19 protein-coding genes are annotated in these 19582 nt (G+C 49.7%); 15 read left to right on the plus strand and 4 right to left on the minus strand.

From position 1 onward, the window contains the following. Nucleotides 1-1083 carry a PTS fructose transporter subunit EIIC gene (locus RSC70_RS17050; RefSeq protein ID WP_130998760.1) on the minus strand — a complete coding sequence of 361 codons (1083 nt, stop codon included), beginning with the start codon at nt 1081-1083 and terminating at the stop codon, nt 1-3. Between the two features lie 338 nt (nt 1084-1421). Here RSC70_RS17050 and ptsP point away from each other — a divergent pair, with 338 nt between their 5' ends. After that, nucleotides 1422-3923, plus strand: coding sequence for a phosphoenolpyruvate--protein phosphotransferase (gene ptsP, locus RSC70_RS17055; protein ID WP_130998761.1), 2502 nt, complete (start codon nt 1422-1424; stop codon nt 3921-3923). Nucleotides 3924-3939: 16 nt separating this feature from the next. Continuing rightward, complete coding sequence (fsa, locus tag RSC70_RS17060) at nt 3940-4602, plus strand: fructose-6-phosphate aldolase (RefSeq protein ID WP_332543059.1); 663 nt, start codon at nt 3940-3942, stop codon at nt 4600-4602. A gap of 114 nt (nt 4603-4716) precedes the next feature. Here the strand turns inward: fsa and nadS are convergent, their stop codons facing one another. The 3 genes from nadS to udp form a co-directional block, all read right to left on the minus strand. Continuing rightward, nucleotides 4717-5001, minus strand: a complete 285-nt coding sequence (gene nadS / locus RSC70_RS17065; RefSeq protein WP_046360362.1) for a NadS family protein — start codon at nt 4999-5001, stop codon at nt 4717-4719. Nucleotide 5002: 1 nt separating this feature from the next. Further along, nucleotides 5003-5335: a type II toxin-antitoxin system RelE/ParE family toxin gene (locus RSC70_RS17070; RefSeq protein WP_282808169.1), complete on the minus strand. Its 333-nt coding sequence runs from the start codon at nt 5333-5335 to the stop codon at nt 5003-5005. A 308-nt stretch (nt 5336-5643) separates the two neighbouring features. Continuing rightward, complete coding sequence (gene udp, locus RSC70_RS17075) at nt 5644-6405, minus strand: uridine phosphorylase (protein ID WP_025802213.1); 762 nt, start codon at nt 6403-6405, stop codon at nt 5644-5646. 417 nt (nt 6406-6822) lie between these two features. On the opposite strand from udp, the gene RSC70_RS17080 reads away from it, so the two are divergent. The 13 genes from RSC70_RS17080 to hemB all read left to right on the plus strand — a co-directional run bounded on the left by RSC70_RS17080 (nt 6823) and on the right by hemB (nt 19570). Next, complete coding sequence (locus tag RSC70_RS17080) at nt 6823-7662, plus strand: dienelactone hydrolase family protein (protein ID WP_130970744.1); 840 nt, start codon at nt 6823-6825, stop codon at nt 7660-7662. Between the two features lie 96 nt (nt 7663-7758). After that, nucleotides 7759-8544, plus strand: coding sequence for a tyrosine-protein phosphatase (locus tag RSC70_RS17085; protein WP_332543060.1), 786 nt, complete (start codon nt 7759-7761; stop codon nt 8542-8544). 157 nt (nt 8545-8701) lie between these two features. Beyond that, nucleotides 8702-10510, plus strand: coding sequence for a carbon starvation CstA family protein (locus tag RSC70_RS17090; RefSeq protein WP_040047273.1), 1809 nt, complete (start codon nt 8702-8704; stop codon nt 10508-10510). Between the two features lie 121 nt (nt 10511-10631). Beyond that, nucleotides 10632-11162, plus strand: a complete 531-nt coding sequence (locus tag RSC70_RS17095) for a DedA family protein (RefSeq protein ID WP_332543066.1) — start codon at nt 10632-10634, stop codon at nt 11160-11162. A 121-nt stretch (nt 11163-11283) separates the two neighbouring features. Further along, nucleotides 11284-12816: a DNA recombination protein RmuC gene (gene rmuC / locus RSC70_RS17100; RefSeq protein WP_040047271.1), complete on the plus strand. Its 1533-nt coding sequence runs from the start codon at nt 11284-11286 to the stop codon at nt 12814-12816. A gap of 103 nt (nt 12817-12919) precedes the next feature. Then, a complete protein-coding gene (ubiE, locus tag RSC70_RS17105; protein ID WP_040047270.1) occupies nt 12920-13675 on the plus strand; it encodes a bifunctional demethylmenaquinone methyltransferase/2-methoxy-6-polyprenyl-1,4-benzoquinol methylase UbiE in 756 nt (251 codons plus the stop codon). Between the two features lie 13 nt (nt 13676-13688). Then, nucleotides 13689-14306 (plus strand): ubiquinone biosynthesis protein UbiJ, encoded by a 618-nt coding sequence (gene ubiJ, locus RSC70_RS17110; RefSeq protein WP_040047269.1) that lies wholly within the window; start codon nt 13689-13691, stop codon nt 14304-14306. Then, nucleotides 14303-15937, plus strand: a complete 1635-nt coding sequence (ubiB, locus tag RSC70_RS17115) for a ubiquinone biosynthesis regulatory protein kinase UbiB (RefSeq protein WP_063586015.1) — start codon at nt 14303-14305, stop codon at nt 15935-15937. Before ubiJ ends, ubiB begins: the two co-directional genes overlap by 4 nt. A gap of 134 nt (nt 15938-16071) precedes the next feature. Next, nucleotides 16072-16341 carry a Sec-independent protein translocase subunit TatA gene (gene tatA / locus RSC70_RS17120; RefSeq protein ID WP_025802230.1) on the plus strand — a complete coding sequence of 90 codons (270 nt, stop codon included), beginning with the start codon at nt 16072-16074 and terminating at the stop codon, nt 16339-16341. 3 nt (nt 16342-16344) lie between these two features. Next, nucleotides 16345-16899, plus strand: a complete 555-nt coding sequence (gene tatB, locus RSC70_RS17125) for a Sec-independent protein translocase protein TatB (RefSeq protein WP_130986633.1) — start codon at nt 16345-16347, stop codon at nt 16897-16899. Nucleotides 16900-16902: 3 nt separating this feature from the next. Continuing rightward, nucleotides 16903-17688 carry a Sec-independent protein translocase subunit TatC gene (tatC, locus tag RSC70_RS17130; protein WP_040047266.1) on the plus strand — a complete coding sequence of 262 codons (786 nt, stop codon included), beginning with the start codon at nt 16903-16905 and terminating at the stop codon, nt 17686-17688. Between the two features lie 62 nt (nt 17689-17750). Next, nucleotides 17751-18533 carry a 3'-5' ssDNA/RNA exonuclease TatD gene (gene tatD / locus RSC70_RS17135; RefSeq protein ID WP_332543061.1) on the plus strand — a complete coding sequence of 261 codons (783 nt, stop codon included), beginning with the start codon at nt 17751-17753 and terminating at the stop codon, nt 18531-18533. 14 nt (nt 18534-18547) lie between these two features. Next, nucleotides 18548-19570, plus strand: coding sequence for a porphobilinogen synthase (hemB, locus tag RSC70_RS17140; protein WP_040047264.1), 1023 nt, complete (start codon nt 18548-18550; stop codon nt 19568-19570). Nucleotides 19571-19582: the final 12 nt, after the last annotated feature.

Consider the following 19582-nt stretch of genomic DNA (forward strand, 5'->3'; position numbering starts at 1 on the left):
TTAATTGATTTCAAAATCCAGATCTAAATCGTCTTCTTGATTCTCTGTTTGCACGGCCTGTTTTTTGGCTGCCAAACTTTTCAATAGATTGACGCACAGCGCGGTGACCACCATGCCAACGGCCAACGCGGCGATATAACCCAGTTTTCCTTCAACGACGGGCAGAACGATAAGTCCTCCCCAGCCGGCGTAGCACTGAGCACCAAACAATGCAGCGGTCACAGCACCGCAGGCGGAGCCGATCATGATGGATGGGATTACCCGTAATGGATCGGCGGCGGCAAAAGGTATCGCACCTTCGGTGACGCCCACGCAGCCCATGAGCAGCGCGGCTTTACCCGCTTCTTTTTCTTCCGTGTTGTAATATTTGCGGCCAATCAGGGTGGCAAAACCCAACCCAAGAGGCGGAATGGCAATCGCGACGGCGGCAATGGCCACAACGCTATAAACGCCTTGAGCAACGCAGATAAGCATGAAGGCGTAGGCAACTTTGTTGACGGGGCCACCCATATCAAAAGCCAACATGAGCCCCATGATGACCGCAAGGACGACAATGCTTCCCTGCTGCATGCCTTGCAACCAGTGGGTCAGACCTGAGGTGAGCGCGCCAACGGGCTCGCCCAATCCCCACATCATGATCCCCGCCGTGAGGAGAGTGCCGATAATTGGAATAACGAAGATAGGCATGACCGAACGTAGGATCTTGGGAACAGGGATCTTCTTGAGATAAAACACGATGATGCCGCCGATAATCCCAGCGATGATGGCCCCGAAAAAACCCGCGCCAAATGAATTTCCTACCCATGCACCGATGGCGCAGGGAGCCAGCGCAGAGCGGTCTGCGATGGAATAACCAATATAAGCAGCCAGAAAGGGCACCATCAATGTCAGACCAGCAACGCCAATATCAAACAGCTTTTTTAAGTTGGGATCGGTTGCTGCATCGGGCATGGCACCCCTGCCGTATAGCATGACGGAGACAGCAAGCAGAATGCCGCCGGCGACGACAAAAGGGATCATGTGCGAGACGCCAGTCATTAAGTGCTGGCGGGTATTTTTAAGTATCTGAACCAACTCTTTCATCGCGTTCTCCAGTACAGAGAGTGAATGCATGGGATGAGTCATCAAGGCCGATCTGACTCGAAGCTGGACTCCACAATAGGCAATCTGAAGTTCGGCAGACAGTGGAGAAAAATGCCATTTACTGGATATTTGTACGGTGTGGGTGAAAATGAGATCGAGCGCAAACTTATGGTGAATGAATCGAAGAATCTAGCGTTAATTTGCGATGTGAGCCGCATCTCATTTTTTATGGATGATTACATTTGTCCAGTGTTTGGCATTTTTGTCCCATATCCGCACAGGCTGCACTGCTTCTATCCTGTCTAGCATTATCAAGCGTTAGCTCAGGAGAGTGTGCCATGTCGCAAGTGCTGAAATTTACCTGTGAATTGCCGAACGGTGTTCATGCCCGTCCGGCGAGCCATATCGAAACGCTGTGCAATCAGTTCACCGCGCATATTGAGTGGCTTAATTTACGCACTGGACGAAAAGGGAATGCCAAAAGTGCTTTGGCGCTGATTGGTACCGATACTTTGCACGGCGATGAATGCCATCTCATGATTGAGGGCGCTGATGCTGAGCAGGTACTCGAGCGCCTGTCTTCCTTCATTAAGAATGAATTTCCCCACTGCGATGAGCCTTTGCCACAGGTTACGCAAACGCAGGAGGAAGTATTGCCGCAGTCCTTGACCAATCTAAATCCTAAAATTGTGCGTGCGCGTTCGGTTTGTGGTGGGATTGCGAATGGCATTTTGGTGCATTTGTCTGGCATTGATTTTAATCGTCTGGGTGAGCTGCCAGCGTCACGCGGAGTGGAGGAAGAGCAAAGGGAGTTGGATGCTGGGCTAAGTCGCCTATTGAAGTCTTTGGATCTTCAATTAATGGACGATAGCGGAACGGCCAGCGCGGTTCTCGAGGCTCACCGTTCGTTATTAAGTGATAATTCCCTACGCAACAAGCTATTAGAACAGGTTGTTGGGGGAGCTAGCTGTGCCCAAGCGATCGTGGCTGCCGGTGAGTATTTCTGTCAGCAGTTTGCCGCATCGGCCAGTGAATATCTGCAAGAGCGTGCGTTAGACGTACGTGATGTGTGCTTCCAACTTTTGCAGCAAATTTATGGTACTCAGCGTTTCCCTTCTCAAATCTCCTTGCAGCAAAACAGTATTTGTATGGCTGACGAACTGACGCCAAGTCAGTTTTTAGAGCTGGATAAATCGCTATTGAAAGGCCTGCTGTTGAACAGCGGCGGTAGTACGTCGCATACGGTTATTTTGGCGCGCTCGTTCAATATACCAACGTTGGTTGGCGTTGACGCCAATGCTCTTGCGGATTATGTGCAGCAAAATGTGCAGATTGACGGTGATTTAGGGCTGATCGCGCTGGAGATGTCACCTGAAGTACTGCGCTATTATCAGCAGGAAGCGCAGGTACAGGCGCGCATTCGCGAACAGCAGCAAGCCTATCTTTCGGCACAAGGGCGCAGCGCAGATGGTGTGCGTTTGGAAGTGGCTGCAAATATTGCCCATTCCATTGAGGCCGCACCGGCTTTTGGTAACGGTGCCGAGTCGGTAGGGTTGTTCCGCACCGAAATGCTGTACATGGATCGTGCGCACGCGCCTTCAGAAAATGAACTTTACAATATTTATTGCCAGGCGTTAGAGGGGGCGAATGGGCGTAGCATTATTGTGCGAACGATGGATATAGGGGGTGATAAGCCGGTAGAGTATCTTAAGATCCCGGCAGAAAATAACCCGTTCCTTGGCTATCGTGCCGTGCGTATTTATCAGGAATTTATTTCTCTATTCCATACCCAACTGCGCTCGATCCTGCGTGCCTCTGCGCATGGTTCACTCAAGATAATGATCCCGATGATTTCTTCTATGGAAGAGATTTTATGGGTGAAAGATCAACTGGCTGAAGTGAAGCAAAACTTACGTGCAGAACAGATCCCTTTCGATGAAAAGATCCAGCTTGGCATCATGCTAGAAGTGCCGTCGGTGATGTTTATTATCGATCAATGCTGCGAGGAAATTGATTTCTTTAGTATCGGCAGCAACGACCTGACCCAGTATCTGCTCGCCGTCGATCGCGATAATGCCAAGGTAACGAAGCACTATAACAGCCTAAATCCTGCCTTTTTACGTGCGCTTGATCATGCCGTTCGTGAAGTGCACCGGCAGGGTAAATGGATTGGGCTATGCGGTGAACTTGGTGCGAAAGGTTCTGTTCTACCGCTTCTGCTGGGGTTGGGGCTTGATGAAATTAGCATGAGCGCCCCTTCAATTCCTGCCACCAAAGCGCGCCTTGCACAGTTAGATAGCCGAGAGTGCCGTTTGTTACTCAATCAAGCGATGGCCTGCCGCACGTCTTTAGAGGTGGAGCATTTGTTGGCTCAATTCAGGATGACGCAGCAAGACGCACCGTTGATTAGCGCAGATTGCATTTCGTTAAGTAATGATTGGCGTAGCAAAGAAGAAGTCATCAAAGGCATGACCGATAACCTGTTGTTGGCCGGGCGGTGCCGCTATCCCCGTAAGCTGGAGGCAGACCTATGGGCGAGAGAAGCGGTGTTTTCCACCGGTTTGGGTTTTGGTTTCGCGATTCCACACACCAAATCCGAGCATATTGAGCAGTCCACCATCAGCGTTGCGCGGCTTCCACAGCCTGTGGTTTGGGGAGACGAGGAAGCCCAATATATCATCATGTTAACGCTGAACAAGCATGCCGCTGGCGATCAGCATATGCGCATCTTTTCTCGATTGGCGCGCCGCATTATGCATGAAGAGTTTCGCTCGGCGTTGGTCGAAGCCAAAGAGGCAACCGATGTGGCTAATTTACTGGCTCGTGAGCTAGATATTTAATCTAAGGAGATAGGCTATGGAACTGTATCTAGATACCGCAGATATTGCAGAAGTAAAACGTTTGGCTCGTATTTTCCCATTGCAAGGAGTAACAACGAACCCAAGCATTGTTGCTAAAGGAGGCCAACCGGTTTGGGAGGTTTTGCCGCAGCTTAGGGAGGCTCTTGGTGGCGGTAGCATTTTATTTGCGCAGGTGATGGGGCGAAATGCTGAGCAGATGGTTTTAGAGGCTAAACAGCTTGCGGGACAGGTTTCTGGGCTGGTGGTAAAGATCCCTGTAACGCAGGAAGGTCTGGCGGCCATTAAGCAGCTGAAGACATTAGGCATCCCAACGCTGGGGACTGCGGTTTATAGTGCCGCGCAAGGATTATTGGCTGCGCTGGCGGGCGCTGATTACGTCGCACCTTACGTGAATCGCATTGATGCACAGGGTGGCGATGGAATTAAAACGGTGCAGGAACTTCAGTCGTTGTTAGAGATGCATGCTCCGCACGCCAAAGTACTAGCAGCCAGTTTTAAAACACCGCGTCAGGCTTTGGATTGCTTATTAGCGGGTTGTGACGCGATAACGCTGCCGCTAGATGTGGCACAGCAATTCTTGGCTTCCCCAGCCGTGGATGCGGCGGTGGATAAATTTGAACAGGACTGGCAAGGGGCGTTTGGTTGTTTGTCGCTCTGATAACGACAGAATGGCGGAATGAGTCTTCGATTTTGGGCTTGTTCCGCGAATCTATCTTGGGTTTCGGAATAAAAAGGTTTCGGAATAAAAAGTATGGCAAACAACTATCACTGACTAATGGGATGCAAGTTCTTGGAAGAACGCGGGATTAGCCTGGATAGTTGCCAACACTTTTGCAGCTAGGCCCGTTGGATTACGTCTTTTTGTTTCCCAGCTTTTGATGGTATCGACGCTGGTTCCCAGTGCTTTTGCCATTTCGCTTTGCGAAACGTTAAGTTGTTCTCTGATCGCCTTTACATCAGCGATAGCGTAGCGGGTAACGCGTGCTGGGTTTTTAAGGCCATTTTTAATGTCGACAGCCTCCTCAAGAGATGTTTTTAGGTCGTCAAAAAAGCTCATATCACACCTCATCTTTTAGCAATTTCGTTAGTTTCTTCAACTCTGATTTTTCTGTATCGGTCAGGCTGTCTTTGGTGCTTTTGGGATAGGCCATGATCAGATAAATAATATCTTCAGTCGCTAGAAAGTAAATCACACGAGCACTACCGCTTTTTCCCTGTGAGCCAGCCGCCATTCTAATCTTTCGTAGGCCACCTGTTTTCTGTATCAGGTCGCCTTTGCTTGGAGAGCTAATCAGTTCTTTTTGAAGCTCTTTTAATTCATCGTCCGTGGCAATCTGCTTGATTTGCCGCGTAAACATTGATGTTTCGATAAACTCAAGCGCGTGACTCACGGAGTCTGTTCCTTTATGGAGGTACATAGTACACCTGTAAATGTACTATGTACACTTGAACAAATATGATTCAGCCATAGAGCGGCTAACAATAAGCGTATCGTTCACGGCACTAAAAATATGTGAGTAGAGATAGCCTAGAAAAGTAACTTGGTGGCGAAGATTAGGCGTGAAGGCCAACAATGAAAAAGGATATTTTCTACTTTGGTGAGAATATGCGAGCAGCATTCCAGCAACGTTGTGGAATGGTCATTTTTAGATCAAAAAAGGGAGGCTTTCGCCTCCCTTTCAAATTAGAGAACTACTGACTACAGCAGGCGACGAGCGGCCTCAACGACGATTTTCACCGCGTGAGATTCTGTTTTCTTCATCGTTTCTGCATTTGGAATTTCTTGCTGGGTGCGGTTAACGATAACGCCCGCAACCATACCTGCACGCAGGCCTTGGCTTGCACACATGGTCAGCAAAGTCGCTGATTCCATCTCAAAGTTCATCACGCCCATTTCCTGCCACTCTTTCATTGAGCCTTTGAAACGGCTCACTACGCGGCCAGAGAAGGTGTCATAGCGCTCTTGACCCGGATAGAAGGTGTCAGAAGATGCGGTTACGCCGATGTGAGTGGTTGCGCCAACGGCCTTAGCGGCGTCTACCAGAGCGGTTGTACAGGTAAAGTCAGCAACGGCTGGGAATTCCATTGGGGCAAAGTGCAGGCTAGCGCCATCTAAACGTACGGAACCGGTGGTGACCAGTACATCGCCCACGTTGATGTGCGGCTGAATTGCGCCAGTGGTGCCTACGCGCAGGAAGGTACGAATACCCAGCTGTGCCAGTTCTTCAACGGCGATAGACGTTGATGGGCCGCCAATACCGGTTGAGCAAACGATGACAGATTTGCCGTCTAGCTCTGCACGCCAAGACGTGAATTCACGATGCGAGGCCAGCTTAACTGGGTTATCCATCAAATTGGCAATTTTTTCTACGCGCTCAGGATCACCAGGAACGATAGCCAAGGTTGCGCCTTTCAGATCGCTTTTTACGAGGCCAAGGTGGAAAACATCAGACTTAGACATACGGACTCCTCTGTCATTGCTATAAGTTGTAAGGAGGAACAAAAACGCACTCTACTGAAATTCATCGGCTAAATGCGTGACTCAAATCACTACGTATGAAGAAACAATAACAAGAACGACAAATAATTGTGATTAAAATCACATAAAGTGGCGAGTTAGCCGTTTTTTTCACCGCCAACAGTGTGGCATGCCTATTTTGTGTTCGCCAGCTAAGCGGCCATTTGGTGGGTGATAATGTGTTGTCTTGGCTTTCCAGAAGATTGTTTATACCGTCATAGGTGAAGTTGCATCGGTGTTGGCTGCGTTTGCTTATTGTCGTGATGTAACTCCAATTATTGAGGGTTTGCTTCTCAAGCAAACAAATTATTGCTATTTATACTTAACATTCTTGCAATATATTCAGACAGGGAGTTTTACATGAAGACTGAAGACCTCATCACATTGGTAAACTCACCATCCACCTTCTCCCCCGCTGCGGGCACGATTGCCCAGAGTACCGTTCATACAGATAGTGAAGGTTTGCATGCCGGCTTTACTACGATCCCTTCTCAGGGAGACGATCTTCCTGCTTATTTAGCTAAACCCTTGCATGCCGATGGCCCGTTGCCGATTGTGTTGGTCGTGCAGGAGATATTCGGTGTGCATGAGCATATTCAAGATGTTTGCCGCCGTTTAGCCAAGCAGGGCTATTTGGCTATCGCACCCGAGCTGTATTTCCGTCAGGGGGAAGCCAGTGATTACACCGATATTCCAACGCTATTTCAAAACCTCGTCAGCAAAGTGCCAGACAAACAGGTGCTGGGTGATTTAGATCACGCGGCGCATTGGGCGGCCCGTCACGGTGGTGATGCTAGTCGTCTGTATATCACCGGATTCTGCTGGGGTGGGCGTATTACGTGGCTATACGGCGCGCATAATCCACAGTTGAAAGCGGGGGTTGCGTGGTATGGACGCTTTGTGGGAGACAAAACGCTCACGTCGCCTAAGCATCCTGTAGACATTGCCGCCGAGCTCAGCGCGCCGATGTTAGGGCTTTATGGTGGTTTAGATGACAGTATTCCGCAAGAAACGGTGGAAACCATGCGCCAATCGCTACGTGCAGCCAACGCAACGGCGGAGATTATTGTTTATCCACAGGCAGGCCACGCTTTTTATGCCGACTATCGTCCAAGCTACAACGCTGAGGCGGCGAAAGACGGTTGGGATCGTATGTTGGCATGGTTTGCAGCCTATGGTGGTGTGAATAACCCTGAGTAATCAGTTGGCTTTTGGGATTCAGTGCGGCGGGGTTTTACCGTTTTTCACTGAATCTGATAAGGTGGGAGTGATAATCTAAAATAATAAGAGGTCATGATGACAGCCACTATTTTTTTGCATCCCTCCTTGGCCCCATTGGAAGGCGGCGTTAATTTCCGTGACATGGGCGGCTATCTGGCTGCCGATGGGCGTCGGGTTAAGCGTGGTAAGTTGTTCCGTTCGGGCGCGTTAGACCGCCTCACGGACAAAGATTTGAGTTACCTGCAAGATGTACCGATTAAAAATATCCTCGACTATCGTGATGCCGATGAGGTTTCTAACAAGCCTGATGTGCTGTGGGATGCGGTGCGCTATATCAACTTGCCAGCCAATCCACTGAGCACTGAGGTGAATGCCAATCTGGAGAAACTGACCAGTGAAGCGTTGGAATCTTTTGATGCGAACGCATTTATGCTGGAACTCTATCGCCGCTTGCCATTCAGCAACCATGCTTATCAGCTGTTAAGCACTTTGTTGCAAAGCGGTGAGGAAGGCGCAATTGTGCAGCACTGTGCGGTAGGTAAAGATAGAACGGGCGTGGGCTCCGCGTTAGTGCTGTTTGCCTTAGGCGCCGATGAAGCAACGGTGATGGAAGATTATCTATTAACCGAAACCACGTTAGCGCCATTCCGCGGCCAAATGCTGGATTACCTATCTATAAAATTGAATGAAAAAGCGCTGGGGCAGTTTTCTCACGTACTGTCTGCGCGTGAGGAATTTTTGGTGACGGCCTTGGATGCGATCAAAGAGAAATACAGCACGGTTGATCGTTGGCTGGAACAAGAATATGGGCTAAATATGCAGGTGAGATCACAACTTCAGCAACAGTTCCTTGAGCCGTAAATCTCCGATATTTAAAGCAAGTGGAGCCTTTCGGCTCCACTCAATCCATTTTTCATACCGCTTACGTAACCAAAGCGCCGCTTAACCAAATTCAACCCCCTCCACAAATAGCCCTCCAGTATGTTAGCGCCTGAGAAATCCTCAGGAGATAATAACTATGCAACACGCAATTACATTCGTTATTGCTACGCTGTGTATCCTTACGATCTGCTACCGTTTATACGGTATCTTTTTCGTAAAAAAGGTACTGCGTGCTGATGATAACGAAGTGACTCCATCACATACCTTTGAAGACGGGAAAGATTACGTACCTACCAAAAAATGGGTTAACTTTGGTAGTCACTTTGCGGCTATCGCCGCGGCGGGGCCTCTGGTTGGTCCGGTTCTGGCTGCGCAGTTCGGCTATCTGCCGGGCTTCCTCTGGTTGCTGATTGGCTGTGTGGTCGGCGGTGCGGTGCATGACACCGTGGTGCTGTTCGCTTCCATGAAACACCAGGGTAAATCCCTATCTGAAGTGGCTAAATCTGAACTGGGTCCGATTGCGGGCTGGTGTACCGGTTTAGCCATGCTGTTTATCATCACGATTACCATGGCAGGTTTGTCGATGGTGGTGGTGCATGCGCTGGAACGTAACCCTTGGGGGACTTTCGCCGTATTCATGACCATTCCTATCGCGATCGGCGTGGGGCTATGGGAACGTGTGACCGGCAGCATGAAGGGCGCAACTTACGTAGGAATCGCGGCTATTATGGCCTGCGTATTCTTCGGCCCACATATTCAAAATACGACTTTTGGCGAGTGGTTGACGTTTAAAGCGACGACCGTAAGCCTGTTGCTGCCAGCCTATGCATTCTTTGCAACGGCGTTACCGGTGTGGATGCTGTTGACGCCACGCGGTTATCTTTCAAGCTTTATGAAAATCGGCGTGTTTGGCGCGTTGGTTATCGGCGTTATCTTCATAAACCCAGAAATCCAGTTCCCTGCGGTGACTCAGTTCATCCACGGTGGTGGCCCGGTTCTGGCTGGTCCAGTGTGGCCGTTCATCTCTATCACCATTGCCTGTGGCGCAATCTCTGGTTTCCATGCGTTTATCGGTTCTGGCACTACGCCAAAACAGATCGACAAATGGAGCGATATACTGCCGGTTGGTTTTGGTGCGATGCTGGCAGAATGTGTGGTTGGCGTGATGGCGCTGATCGCAGCAACTTCTCTGCATCCTGCTGATTACTTTGCGATTAACTCCAGCGCAGAAGCGTGGGCTGGGTTAGGCATGGAAGTGGTTCACTTGCCGAAGCTGAGCCAAGAGATTGGTTTGGATCTTTACGGCCGTACCGGTGGTGCAGTTACGCTGGCGGTGGGTATGACAGATATCTTTATCCGTGTGCCATGGTTTAGCAATTTGGCCTCTTACTTCTTCCAGTTCGTCATCATGTTTGAAGCGGTATTTATTCTGACCGCTGTTGACTCCGGTACTCGTGTAGCACGTTACCTGCTGCAAGATTTCTTGGGTGACCTGTGGGCGCCATTGAAACGTACTGACTGGCTGCCAGGCTCAATCTTCTGCTCTATCATCGCCTGTGCGCTGTGGGGCTACCTGCTGAACTCCGGTGATATTAACTCGGTGTGGGCGTTGTTTGGTGTGTCTAACCAGTTGATGGCTTCTGTGGGTCTGATTATCGGTGCAACGATCATCCTGCGCTTGGCGACCAAACGCGTGTATATGCTGACCTGCGTTATCCCGTTAGCGTACCTGTTTGTGACCGTAAACTATGCCGGTTACTGGATGATTAAAAACGTTTATTTCAACTCTGCGGCGAAAGGTTACAACATCTTCAACGGTACCATCTCGATCATCATGATGGTTCTGGGTGTGATTATCCTGATCTCTGCTCTGCGTAAATGGCGTGAACTGTGGGATGTACGTGGAAAAGAACTGCGTGCTGAACAGACGACCGCAACAGCATAAATAATTAAGTTTTACTACTCTCTTAAACGGTCGATTTATCGGCCGTTTATTTTTGGTTAATCCACAACGCTGCTTTGATGCCGTATCCTGCCAAGACAACCCTATTCAAGAGAGCGACGCCGTGACGTTAGATAGCATTATTCAGGTCGTGGTTGAATTTGTTCGTAACCATGAACATTGGGCTATTCCGATTGTTTTCTTTTTATCTTTCGGCGAGTCGCTGGCATTTTTGTCACTGTTATTACCTGCAACGGTGATTTTGCTTGGGTTAGGTGCGCTGGTTGGAGAAAGCGGGATCGCATTCTGGCCGCTGTGGATTGCCGCTAGCGTTGGTGCTTTTATGGGCGATTGGGTCTCATATTGGTTTGGCGATCGCTATCAGCATCAGGTTGAGCATATGTGGCCGCTTTCTCGTCATCCACATTTGATGGTGCGCGGGCATGCATTCTTTGAACGCTGGGGAACATGGGGTGTATTTATCGGCCGATTTTTTGGCCCACTACGTGCCGTTGTTCCGCTGGTGGCAGGCATTTGCGGGATGCCCAAGCGGTATTTCCAGCTGGCAAATTTACTCTCGGCCATCCTGTGGGGATTTGCCATGTTGGCTCCCGGCGCTTTTGGCATCCAATGGCTAAACGGCTGGCTTGACTGAGTTTCGCTGCGTTTCATCGCACTTTGCGCGCAGCCTCGCAGACTTTGCTTACTCGCTCTGGACATCCATACAGTATATTATTACCGTGACGTTCAGAAAAAGTCATCAAGGCGGAGGCAGGGTGGATTCCAGCATATTTTATGGTTTAGCAGGCGGCGTTGTTGGCCTGCTGCTGGGTTGGTTACTGGCAAGTTTGCGCATGCAACAGCATCGATTGACGCTGGAGGGCGATTTACGTCTGCATCAGCAGGAAATTGCGCAGTATCAGCAAGAACAGCAGACGCTGATTCAGCAACGCCAGCAACAAGAACAACAGGTGCGAGAGAAAGAACAAGAACTACGCACGTTATATAGCCAATATGCAGCGACGCAGGAGAAGTTAAACCAACAGTCGATTTGGCGTGATGAATATGAACAACTTAATCAAGAACTTCGCGCTCTGCGTGAAGTTAATAGCGCGCAGGAAGCCGAACTGCGCGAGGTGACGATTCGCTTAGAAGAAACTCGACTAGGGGCTGAAGAAAAGCAGCGCTTGCTGATTAACAGCGAGCAGCGCCTGAGTGCCCAGTTCGAAAATCTCGCTAACCGTATTTTTGAGCAGAGTGGAAAGCGCGTTGAAGAACAGAATCGGCAAAGCCTGAATGGCTTGCTAAGCCCATTGCGTGAACAGCTCGATGGCTTTCGCCGTCAGGTTCAAGAGAGTTTTGGGCAAGAATCGCGAGAGCGGCATACGCTGGCTCATGAAATTCGCAATCTCCAGCAGTTGAATGCGCAAATGGCGCGTGAGGCCGTCAACCTGACTAAGGCCTTGAAAGGAGATAACAAAACGCAGGGTAACTGGGGTGAGGTGGTACTTAGCCGCGTTTTAGAGGCCTCGGGTCTGCGTGAAGGATATGAATATCAAACGCAGGTGAGTGTGCAGGTTGGTGCAAATAACCGCATGCAGCCGGATGTGATTGTGCGTCTTCCGCAGGGTAAAGACGTGGTGGTTGATGCCAAGATGTCGCTGGTGGCCTATGAACGCTACTTTAATGCCGAGGATGACGCGGTGCGAGAACTCGCGCTACAAGAACATGTTGCCTCGGTTAAAGGACATATACGTCAACTAGGGCGTAAAGACTATCAGCAACTCCCCGGATTGCGCTCGCTGGATTATGTTTTGATGTTTATCCCTGTGGAGCCAGCTTTCTTGGCTGCTATTGATCGCGAACCAGAACTGATTAGCGAAGCATTGCGGCATAACATCATGCTGGTTAGCCCGACGACCTTATTGGTTGCGTTGCGTACTATCAGCAATTTGTGGCGCTATGAACATCAAAGCCAAAATGCACAGAAGATCGCCGATCGTGCATCGAAGCTATACGATAAAATGCGCTTGTTTGTCGATGATATGGAATCTCTGGGACAGAGTCTGGATAAATCACAGGCAAGTTATCGTCAGGCAATGAACAAACTGGCGCAAGGCCGTGGTAATCTGATAGGACAAGTCGAGAGTTTCCGTACTCTGGGAGTGGAAGTGAAACGGCCAATTAGCCCTTCACTTGCTGAAGAAGCCCGACTGGAAAATGAACCCGAAGATGAGGAGTTTGCTGAACCTGCGGATTACGCTACCCAGCAACCTGCCATAAGAGTCGCTAACGGACTCGATGATTAACACTGCTCCTTGCTTCGACTAGGCCGAGCACTGTTCGCACCACCGAACAGCGCTTAATCGCGTAGATTCACAATCAATCAGATTAAAAGCAGGCTAAGAAAAAATGGTAGATCAAACGCCGGAAACCACTCATTTCGGTTTCAAAACCGTCGCCACCACTGAAAAAGCGAGCAAAGTTGCTCAGGTATTCCACTCCGTTGCGGCAAAGTACGACTTGATGAATGATCTCATGTCATTTGGCATCCATCGGGTTTGGAAGCGTTTTACCATTGATTGCAGCGGCGTTCGTCGTGGGCAAAAGGTGCTTGATCTTGCCGGTGGTACGGGCGATCTAGCGGCGAAATTTTCACGCATTGTGGGCGAGCAGGGCGAAGTTGTTCTGGCGGATATCAACGATTCCATGTTGAAGATTGGTCGCGAAAAACTGCGCAATCTGGGTGTGATCGGCAATATCAACTACGTTCAAGCAAACGCTGAGGCGCTGCCGTTCCCTGATAACCATTTTGACTGCATTACCATTGCCTTTGGCCTGCGTAACGTAACCGATAAAGATAAAGCGCTGCGCTCTATGTATCGCGTGTTGAAGCCGGGTGGACGCTTGCTGGTGCTAGAGTTCTCTAAGCCATTACTCGAGCCACTGAATAAAGCCTATGATGCTTATTCATTCCACATCTTGCCAAAAATTGGCGAGCTGGTTGCGCATGATTCTGAAAGCTATCGCTATTTGGCAGAATCTATCCGTATGCATCCCGATCAAGAAACGCTGAAATCTATGATGGATGACGCAGGTTTTGAAAACACTACGTATTTCAACTTAACCGGTGGGATTGTTGCTCTACATCGTGGTTACAAGTTTTAACTGAAGGATCGTTATGCTGACCCCATTGCTAAACCCATTATTGACTGGTGCGATTGAAACGGCGCTCAACCGAATATTGTACCGCGATCGGGCGCTAAACAGCGCTCGTCAGCGCCTGACAGGTAAAGTGTTGGGTGTTTTCGTCAATGAAATAAACTCACCGCTCTATTTGGTTTTTAGTGAGAGTCGCGTGGATGTTTTAGGCGCATGGGAAGACAACACGGATTGCAGCGTTACGACGAGGCTATCCGTGTTACCTGAACTGCGCGATCGTCAGCAACTGACTGCGCTTATTCGTTCTGGTGATTTAAACGTAGAAGGCGATATTCAGGTTGTGCAGCAGTTCATTGGTCTGTTGGATTTAGCTGAATGGGATCCTGCTGAGCTGTTAGCGCCGTATACGGGCGATATTGTTGCTCAGGGGATGAGCCAGTTTTTGCGTAAAGGCGCTGGTTTTATCGCCACGGGTTGTAAACGCCAACAGCAGTATATTGGCCAAGCTATGACCGAAGAGTGGCGTGTGGCTCCGGGCGCATTGGAAGCGGCGTGGTTTAACGAAGAGGTTGATGCTGTCAATCGTCAGATGGAAAGTCTGGATAAGCGACTTTCTCAGCTTGAGGACAAGGTATGACGCCAACGGAACTGTGCCGCTTTTATTTGATTGTTCGTGTGTTCCTCACATACGGCCTCGATGAACTGATCCCGAAAATGCGCATTACCTTGCCGCTGCGCATGGGTAGGCATTTGCTGTTTTGGATGCGTAACAAGCACAAGGACAAACCTCTTGGTGAACGCCTGCGTTTGGCATTACAAGAGTTAGGGCCGGTTTGGATTAAGTTTGGCCAGATGATGTCGACCCGTCGCGATCTGTTCCCGCCGATGATCGCCGATCAACTGGCGCTGCTTCAGGATCGCGTTGCGCCTTTTGATGGTGCTCTGGCCCGTAAGCAAATTGAAGATTCAATGGGCGGCCCGCTTGAGCAGTGGTTTGATGATTTTGACCAAAATGCGCTGGCTTCGGCTTCTATCGCTCAGGTTCATACGGCTAAATTAAAAGAGAATGGCCGAGAGATCGTCCTGAAAGTGATTCGCCCCGATATCCTACCTATCATCAAAGCTGACGTACGCCTGATGTATCGTTTTGCGGGCTGGGTTCCGAAGCTGATGCCGGATGGCCGTCGCTTACGTCCGCGCGAAGTGGTGCGTGAATACGAAAAAACGCTATTGGATGAGCTCAACTTGCTGCGAGAAGCCGCGAACGCCATTCAGCTTCGTCGTAATTTCGAAGACAGCCCAATGCTGTATGTTCCCGAGATTTACTCTGATTACTGCCGTGAAAGCGTGTTGGTAATGGAACGAATCTACGGTATCCCAGTGTCTGATTTGCCTGCTTTACATGCGCAAAATACCAATATGAAACTGTTGGCAGAGCGCGGCGTGCAGGTCTTCTTTACTCAGGTATTCCGCGATAGTTTCTTCCATGCGGATATGCACCCCGGCAACATCTTTGTGAGCTACGAGCACCCAGAAAATCCGCAGTATATTGGCATCGACTGTGGCATCGTGGGCAGCTTGAACAAAGACGATAAGCGCTATCTGGCAGAAAACTTTATTGCGTTCTTCAATCGTGATTATCGTAAGGTTGCAGAGTTACACGTCGATTCCGGCTGGGTTCCGCGTGATACCAACATTGAAGATTTTGAATTTGCTATTCGCACGGTATGTGAACCTATTTTCGAAAAGCCATTGGCCGAAATCTCGTTTGGTCATGTGCTGTTAAATCTGTTCAATACTGCGCGGCGCTTCAACATGGAAGTGCAGCCGCAGCTGGTTCTATTGCAAAAAACGCTGCTGTATGTGGAAGGGTTGGGGCGTCAGCTTTATCCACAGTTAGATCTGTGGACGACTGCCAAGCCTTTCTTGGAAACATGGTTGCGCGATCAGGTAGGCATACCTGCCATTATTCGTTCCTTGAAAGAGAAAGCGCCGTTCTGGGCTGAAAAGCTGCCGGAGCTGCCAGAGTTATTCTATGACAGCCTGCAACAGCATAAAGCCTTGCAGCAGAGCGTCGACCGTTTATTCACGCAGCTCGATAAACAACGCAATCGCCATGGACGCTCACGATATTTGTTTGGGATTGGCGCTACACTATTACTGAGTGGTACGATTTTGGTTGCCGCGAAAATTGCAGTCTGGCCAGTTTGGGTTATTGCTGGCGGATGTGTGGCTTGGATCGCTGGATGGCGTTATACCCGCCAGTAGATACCCAAAACGAGTAATTCATCGTTCCTAGCGCATACTTTTGGTTAATTGTTATTGGTTAGTAGTTCAATATTTCTGCGTGACTACCGTATAATGCGGCGCACGAATAACCCCTATCAATAGAGGTGATTAAAATGGGTGGTATCAGTATTTGGCAGTTGTTGATTATTGCAGTGATCGTAGTACTGCTGTTTGGTACTAATAAGCTGCGTACTCTGGGTTCCGATCTTGGTGCGTCAATTAAAGGTTTTAAAAAGGCGATTGGTGATGAAGACAAAACCCCACCGTCGGCTAACACAAACAACACTGCGGCCCCGCAGGATGCAGACTTTAAGTCTCTGTCCGAGCAGCAGCCTGAAGTGAAGAAAGAAGAATCTAAGAGCCAGAACAAAGAGCAGGTGTAAGCCGTGTTTGACATCGGGTTTGGTGAGCTGCTGTTGGTAATGGTGATAGGCCTAGTTGTACTAGGGCCTGAACGTTTGCCCGTTGCAGTGCGTACGGTTGCCGGATGGATCAGGGCGCTGCGATCTCTTGCGGCCTCTGTTCAGAACGAACTGTCGCAGGAGTTAAAGCTTCAGGAGTTGCAGGATAGTTTGAAGAAAGCCGAAAGCGCTGGTCTTCAGAATCTGACCCCTGAACTAAAAGCCTCAATGGATGAGCTAAAAGAAGCCGCAGAGTCAATGAAGCGCAGTTATCAGACTCAGGTTGCTGAGCCTGTTACAAAGGCTGCTGAAACCATCCATAAACCGGATGTGACAGACCCTGAAGCGTTTCACGACGAAGTCGATGCAGGCTTAAGAGAAGATGAACGCAAGCGTGCCGAAGCCGTCAAGGTTGAAGCAACTAATGCAACATCGGCTGAGCCGGTAGCCACAGAGGACGCTTTGGTCGATGCTGAAAAACCAGCAGTGAAAATGCCAGAGCAGCCTGTTCCCTCTCACTCTACAACAAGCGATCGTTAAAGCATGGCCGTTGATGATACCCAGCCTCTGATTAGCCATTTAATCGAGCTACGTAAGCGACTCTTAAATTCGATTATTTGTATTCTGGTGGTATTCCTGGCGCTGGTCTATTTTTCCAACGACATTTACCACCTGATTGCATCGCCGCTGATTAAGCAGCTGCCACAGGGCGCTAGCATGATCGCCACCGATGTCGCATCGCCGTTCTTTACGCCGATTAAGCTGACAATGATGGTGTCGGTGTTTGTTTCTGCGCCGATGATTTTGTACCAGATTTGGGCTTTTGTGGCTCCGGCCCTTTATAAGCATGAACGCCGTCTGCTGATGCCATTGCTGGTTTCAAGCTCGTTCCTGTTCTATTTAGGTATGGCGTTTGCCTATTTTATCGTGTTCCCACTGGCGTTTGGTTTCTTTGCGAAAACCGCACCGATTGGTGTGACAATCGCAACGGATATCAATAACTATCTCGATTTCGTTATGGCGCTCTTTATGGCGTTTGGCGTGTCGTTTGAGGTTCCGGTAGCTATTATTTTACTGTGCTGGAGCGGGGTGACTACGCCAGCGGAGTTAAAACAGAAACGCCCATACGTGATCGTGGGTGCCTTCGTGCTGGGCATGTTGCTCACGCCGCCTGACGTGTTCTCACAAACACTGCTGGCGATCCCAATGTGTATCCTGTTTGAAATCGGTGTGTTCTTCGCTCGGTTCTACGTGGGTAAACGTCGTTCTCGCAGTGACGAGGATGAGGGAAGCGAAGAAGATACCGACGAACAGCCAAAACAGGGCTGACACAGTAAGTGCCAGAGGCCGCCGAAAGGGCGGCCTCTTTACATGGTTTTTGGAGTGCTTTCATGCTGGATATTGGCGTTAACTTAACAAGCAGTCAGTTTGCCAAAGATGTTCCTCTGGTTGTTGAGCGTGCGCGTACGGCAGGGGTGAACGCGATGTTGATCACCGGCACTGATGTGCATGAGAGCAAACGGGCTATCACCATGGCGCAGGAATATCCAGATTATTGCTGGGCAACTGCCGGTGTTCACCCGCACAATGCCAGTTCATGGAATCGTCAATGTGCCGAGGAAATCGCCGCGTTGGCTGCTTTGCCTGAGGTGGTTGCTGTTGGCGAATGCGGTCTTGATTTTGACCGTAACTTTTCGACCCCAGATGAACAAGAGCGAGCCTTTACCGCCCAGTTGGCGTTAGCATCAGAACTCAACAAACCGCTGTTTTTGCATTGCCGTTCGGCACATGAAAAATTTATCTCTCTATTGCGTCCATGGTTAGCCAAAATACCTGGCGCGGTAGTACATTGTTTTACCGGTAGCCGTGAAGAGCTGCATGAATGTTTGGATCTGGGGCTGTATATCGGCATCACCGGATGGGTTTGTGATGAGCGGCGTGGCCTTGAGCTGCGTGCCATGCTGCCCGAGATCCCAACTGAGCGTCTATTGCTTGAAACTGACGCCCCCTATTTACTGCCGCGTGACTTAGAAAACAAACCTAAATCGCGACGTAATGAACCCTGTTTCTTACCGCACATCGTTTCACAGGTCGCTGGCTGGCGTCAGCAGGATGTGGAGTGGTTAAAGCAGGTTACTGAAAATAATGCCCGCCAACTTTTTCAGCTGGTATGAGTAAGGAGAATAACGTGAGCTATGCATTTCCAGGGGCCTTCCCAGGCCGTCGTCTGCGCCGTGTTCGTCGCCATGATTTCAGCCGTCGTTTAGTTGCTGAAAACGTTCTGACCGTAGACGATCTGATTTATCCCGTGTTTGTGATGGAAGGTAAAAACCATCAGGAAGAGGTTTCCTCAATGCCGGGTGTGCACCGTATGACAATCGATCTGCTGATCAAAGAAGCAGAAGCGATTGCCAAACTGGGCGTACCGGTATTGTCGTTGTTCCCGGTTATTGGCACAGACAAAAAGTCACTGCACGCTGAAGAAGCTTATAACCCTGATGGGTTGGTGCAGCGTGCCGTGCGTGCGCTGAAAGATGCGGTTCCTGAGCTGGGGTTGTTGACCGATGTGGCGCTAGATCCTTATACCACTCATGGTCAGGATGGGGTTATTGACGCTGATGGCTACGTCATTAACGATATCACCAAAGAGATTCTGGTTCGTCAGGCACTCTCTCATGCTGAAGCCGGTGCTGAAATTATCGCTCCGAGCGATATGATGGATGGGCGTATTGGTGCCATTCGCGATCAGCTCGAAGCCCAGCAGATGGTCAATACCCAGATCATGGCGTATTCCGCTAAGTATGCTTCTTGCTACTACGGCCCATTCCGTGATGCATTGGGCTCTTCTGGCAATCTGAAAGGGGGTAATAAGAAAACCTATCAGATGGATCCAGCCAACAGCGATGAAGCCTTGCAGGAAGTGGCTCAAGATCTGCAAGAAGGTGCTGATATGGTGATGGTAAAACCGGGTATGCCGTATCTGGATATGGTGCGTCGTGTGAAAGATACCTTTGGTGTTCCGACCTTTGCCTATCAGGTTTCTGGCGAGTATGCGATGCATATGGCCGCTATCCAAAATGGCTGGCTACAAGAAAAACCGGCGATTATGGAATCTCTGATTTGCTTCAAACGTGCGGGCGCTGACGGCGTGCTGACTTATTTCGCCAAGCGTGTTGCCCAGTGGTTGCATGATGCAGAAATGAATCGTTAATCGCTGTTTGAA

The organism is Hafnia sp. (assembly GCF_036648275.1).
GTDB lineage: Bacteria > Pseudomonadota > Gammaproteobacteria > Enterobacterales > Enterobacteriaceae > Hafnia > Hafnia alvei.

What these genes read in the sequence shown, in the direction of transcription:
- ptsP (WP_130998761.1), top strand. Translation starts at nt 1,422, where the DNA reads ATGTCGCAAGTGCTGAAATTTACCTGTGAATTGCCGAACGGTGTTCAT.
- ubiE (WP_040047270.1), top strand. Translation starts at nt 12,920, where the DNA reads ATGGTAGATCAAACGCCGGAAACCACTCATTTCGGTTTCAAAACCGTC.
- udp (WP_025802213.1), bottom strand. Translation starts at nt 6,405, where the DNA reads ATGTCTAAGTCTGATGTTTTCCACCTTGGCCTCGTAAAAAGCGATCTG.
- RSC70_RS17050 (WP_130998760.1), bottom strand. Translation starts at nt 1,083, where the DNA reads ATGAAAGAGTTGGTTCAGATACTTAAAAATACCCGCCAGCACTTAATG.
- nadS (WP_046360362.1), bottom strand. Translation starts at nt 5,001, where the DNA reads ATGAGCTTTTTTGACGACCTAAAAACATCTCTTGAGGAGGCTGTCGAC.
- fsa (WP_332543059.1), top strand. Translation starts at nt 3,940, where the DNA reads ATGGAACTGTATCTAGATACCGCAGATATTGCAGAAGTAAAACGTTTG.
- ubiB (WP_063586015.1), top strand. Translation starts at nt 14,303, where the DNA reads ATGACGCCAACGGAACTGTGCCGCTTTTATTTGATTGTTCGTGTGTTC.
- tatD (WP_332543061.1), top strand. Translation starts at nt 17,751, where the DNA reads ATGCTGGATATTGGCGTTAACTTAACAAGCAGTCAGTTTGCCAAAGAT.
- RSC70_RS17080 (WP_130970744.1), top strand. Translation starts at nt 6,823, where the DNA reads ATGAAGACTGAAGACCTCATCACATTGGTAAACTCACCATCCACCTTC.
- tatA (WP_025802230.1), top strand. Translation starts at nt 16,072, where the DNA reads ATGGGTGGTATCAGTATTTGGCAGTTGTTGATTATTGCAGTGATCGTA.
- tatC (WP_040047266.1), top strand. Translation starts at nt 16,903, where the DNA reads ATGGCCGTTGATGATACCCAGCCTCTGATTAGCCATTTAATCGAGCTA.
- ubiJ (WP_040047269.1), top strand. Translation starts at nt 13,689, where the DNA reads ATGCTGACCCCATTGCTAAACCCATTATTGACTGGTGCGATTGAAACG.
- RSC70_RS17085 (WP_332543060.1), top strand. Translation starts at nt 7,759, where the DNA reads ATGACAGCCACTATTTTTTTGCATCCCTCCTTGGCCCCATTGGAAGGC.
- RSC70_RS17090 (WP_040047273.1), top strand. Translation starts at nt 8,702, where the DNA reads ATGCAACACGCAATTACATTCGTTATTGCTACGCTGTGTATCCTTACG.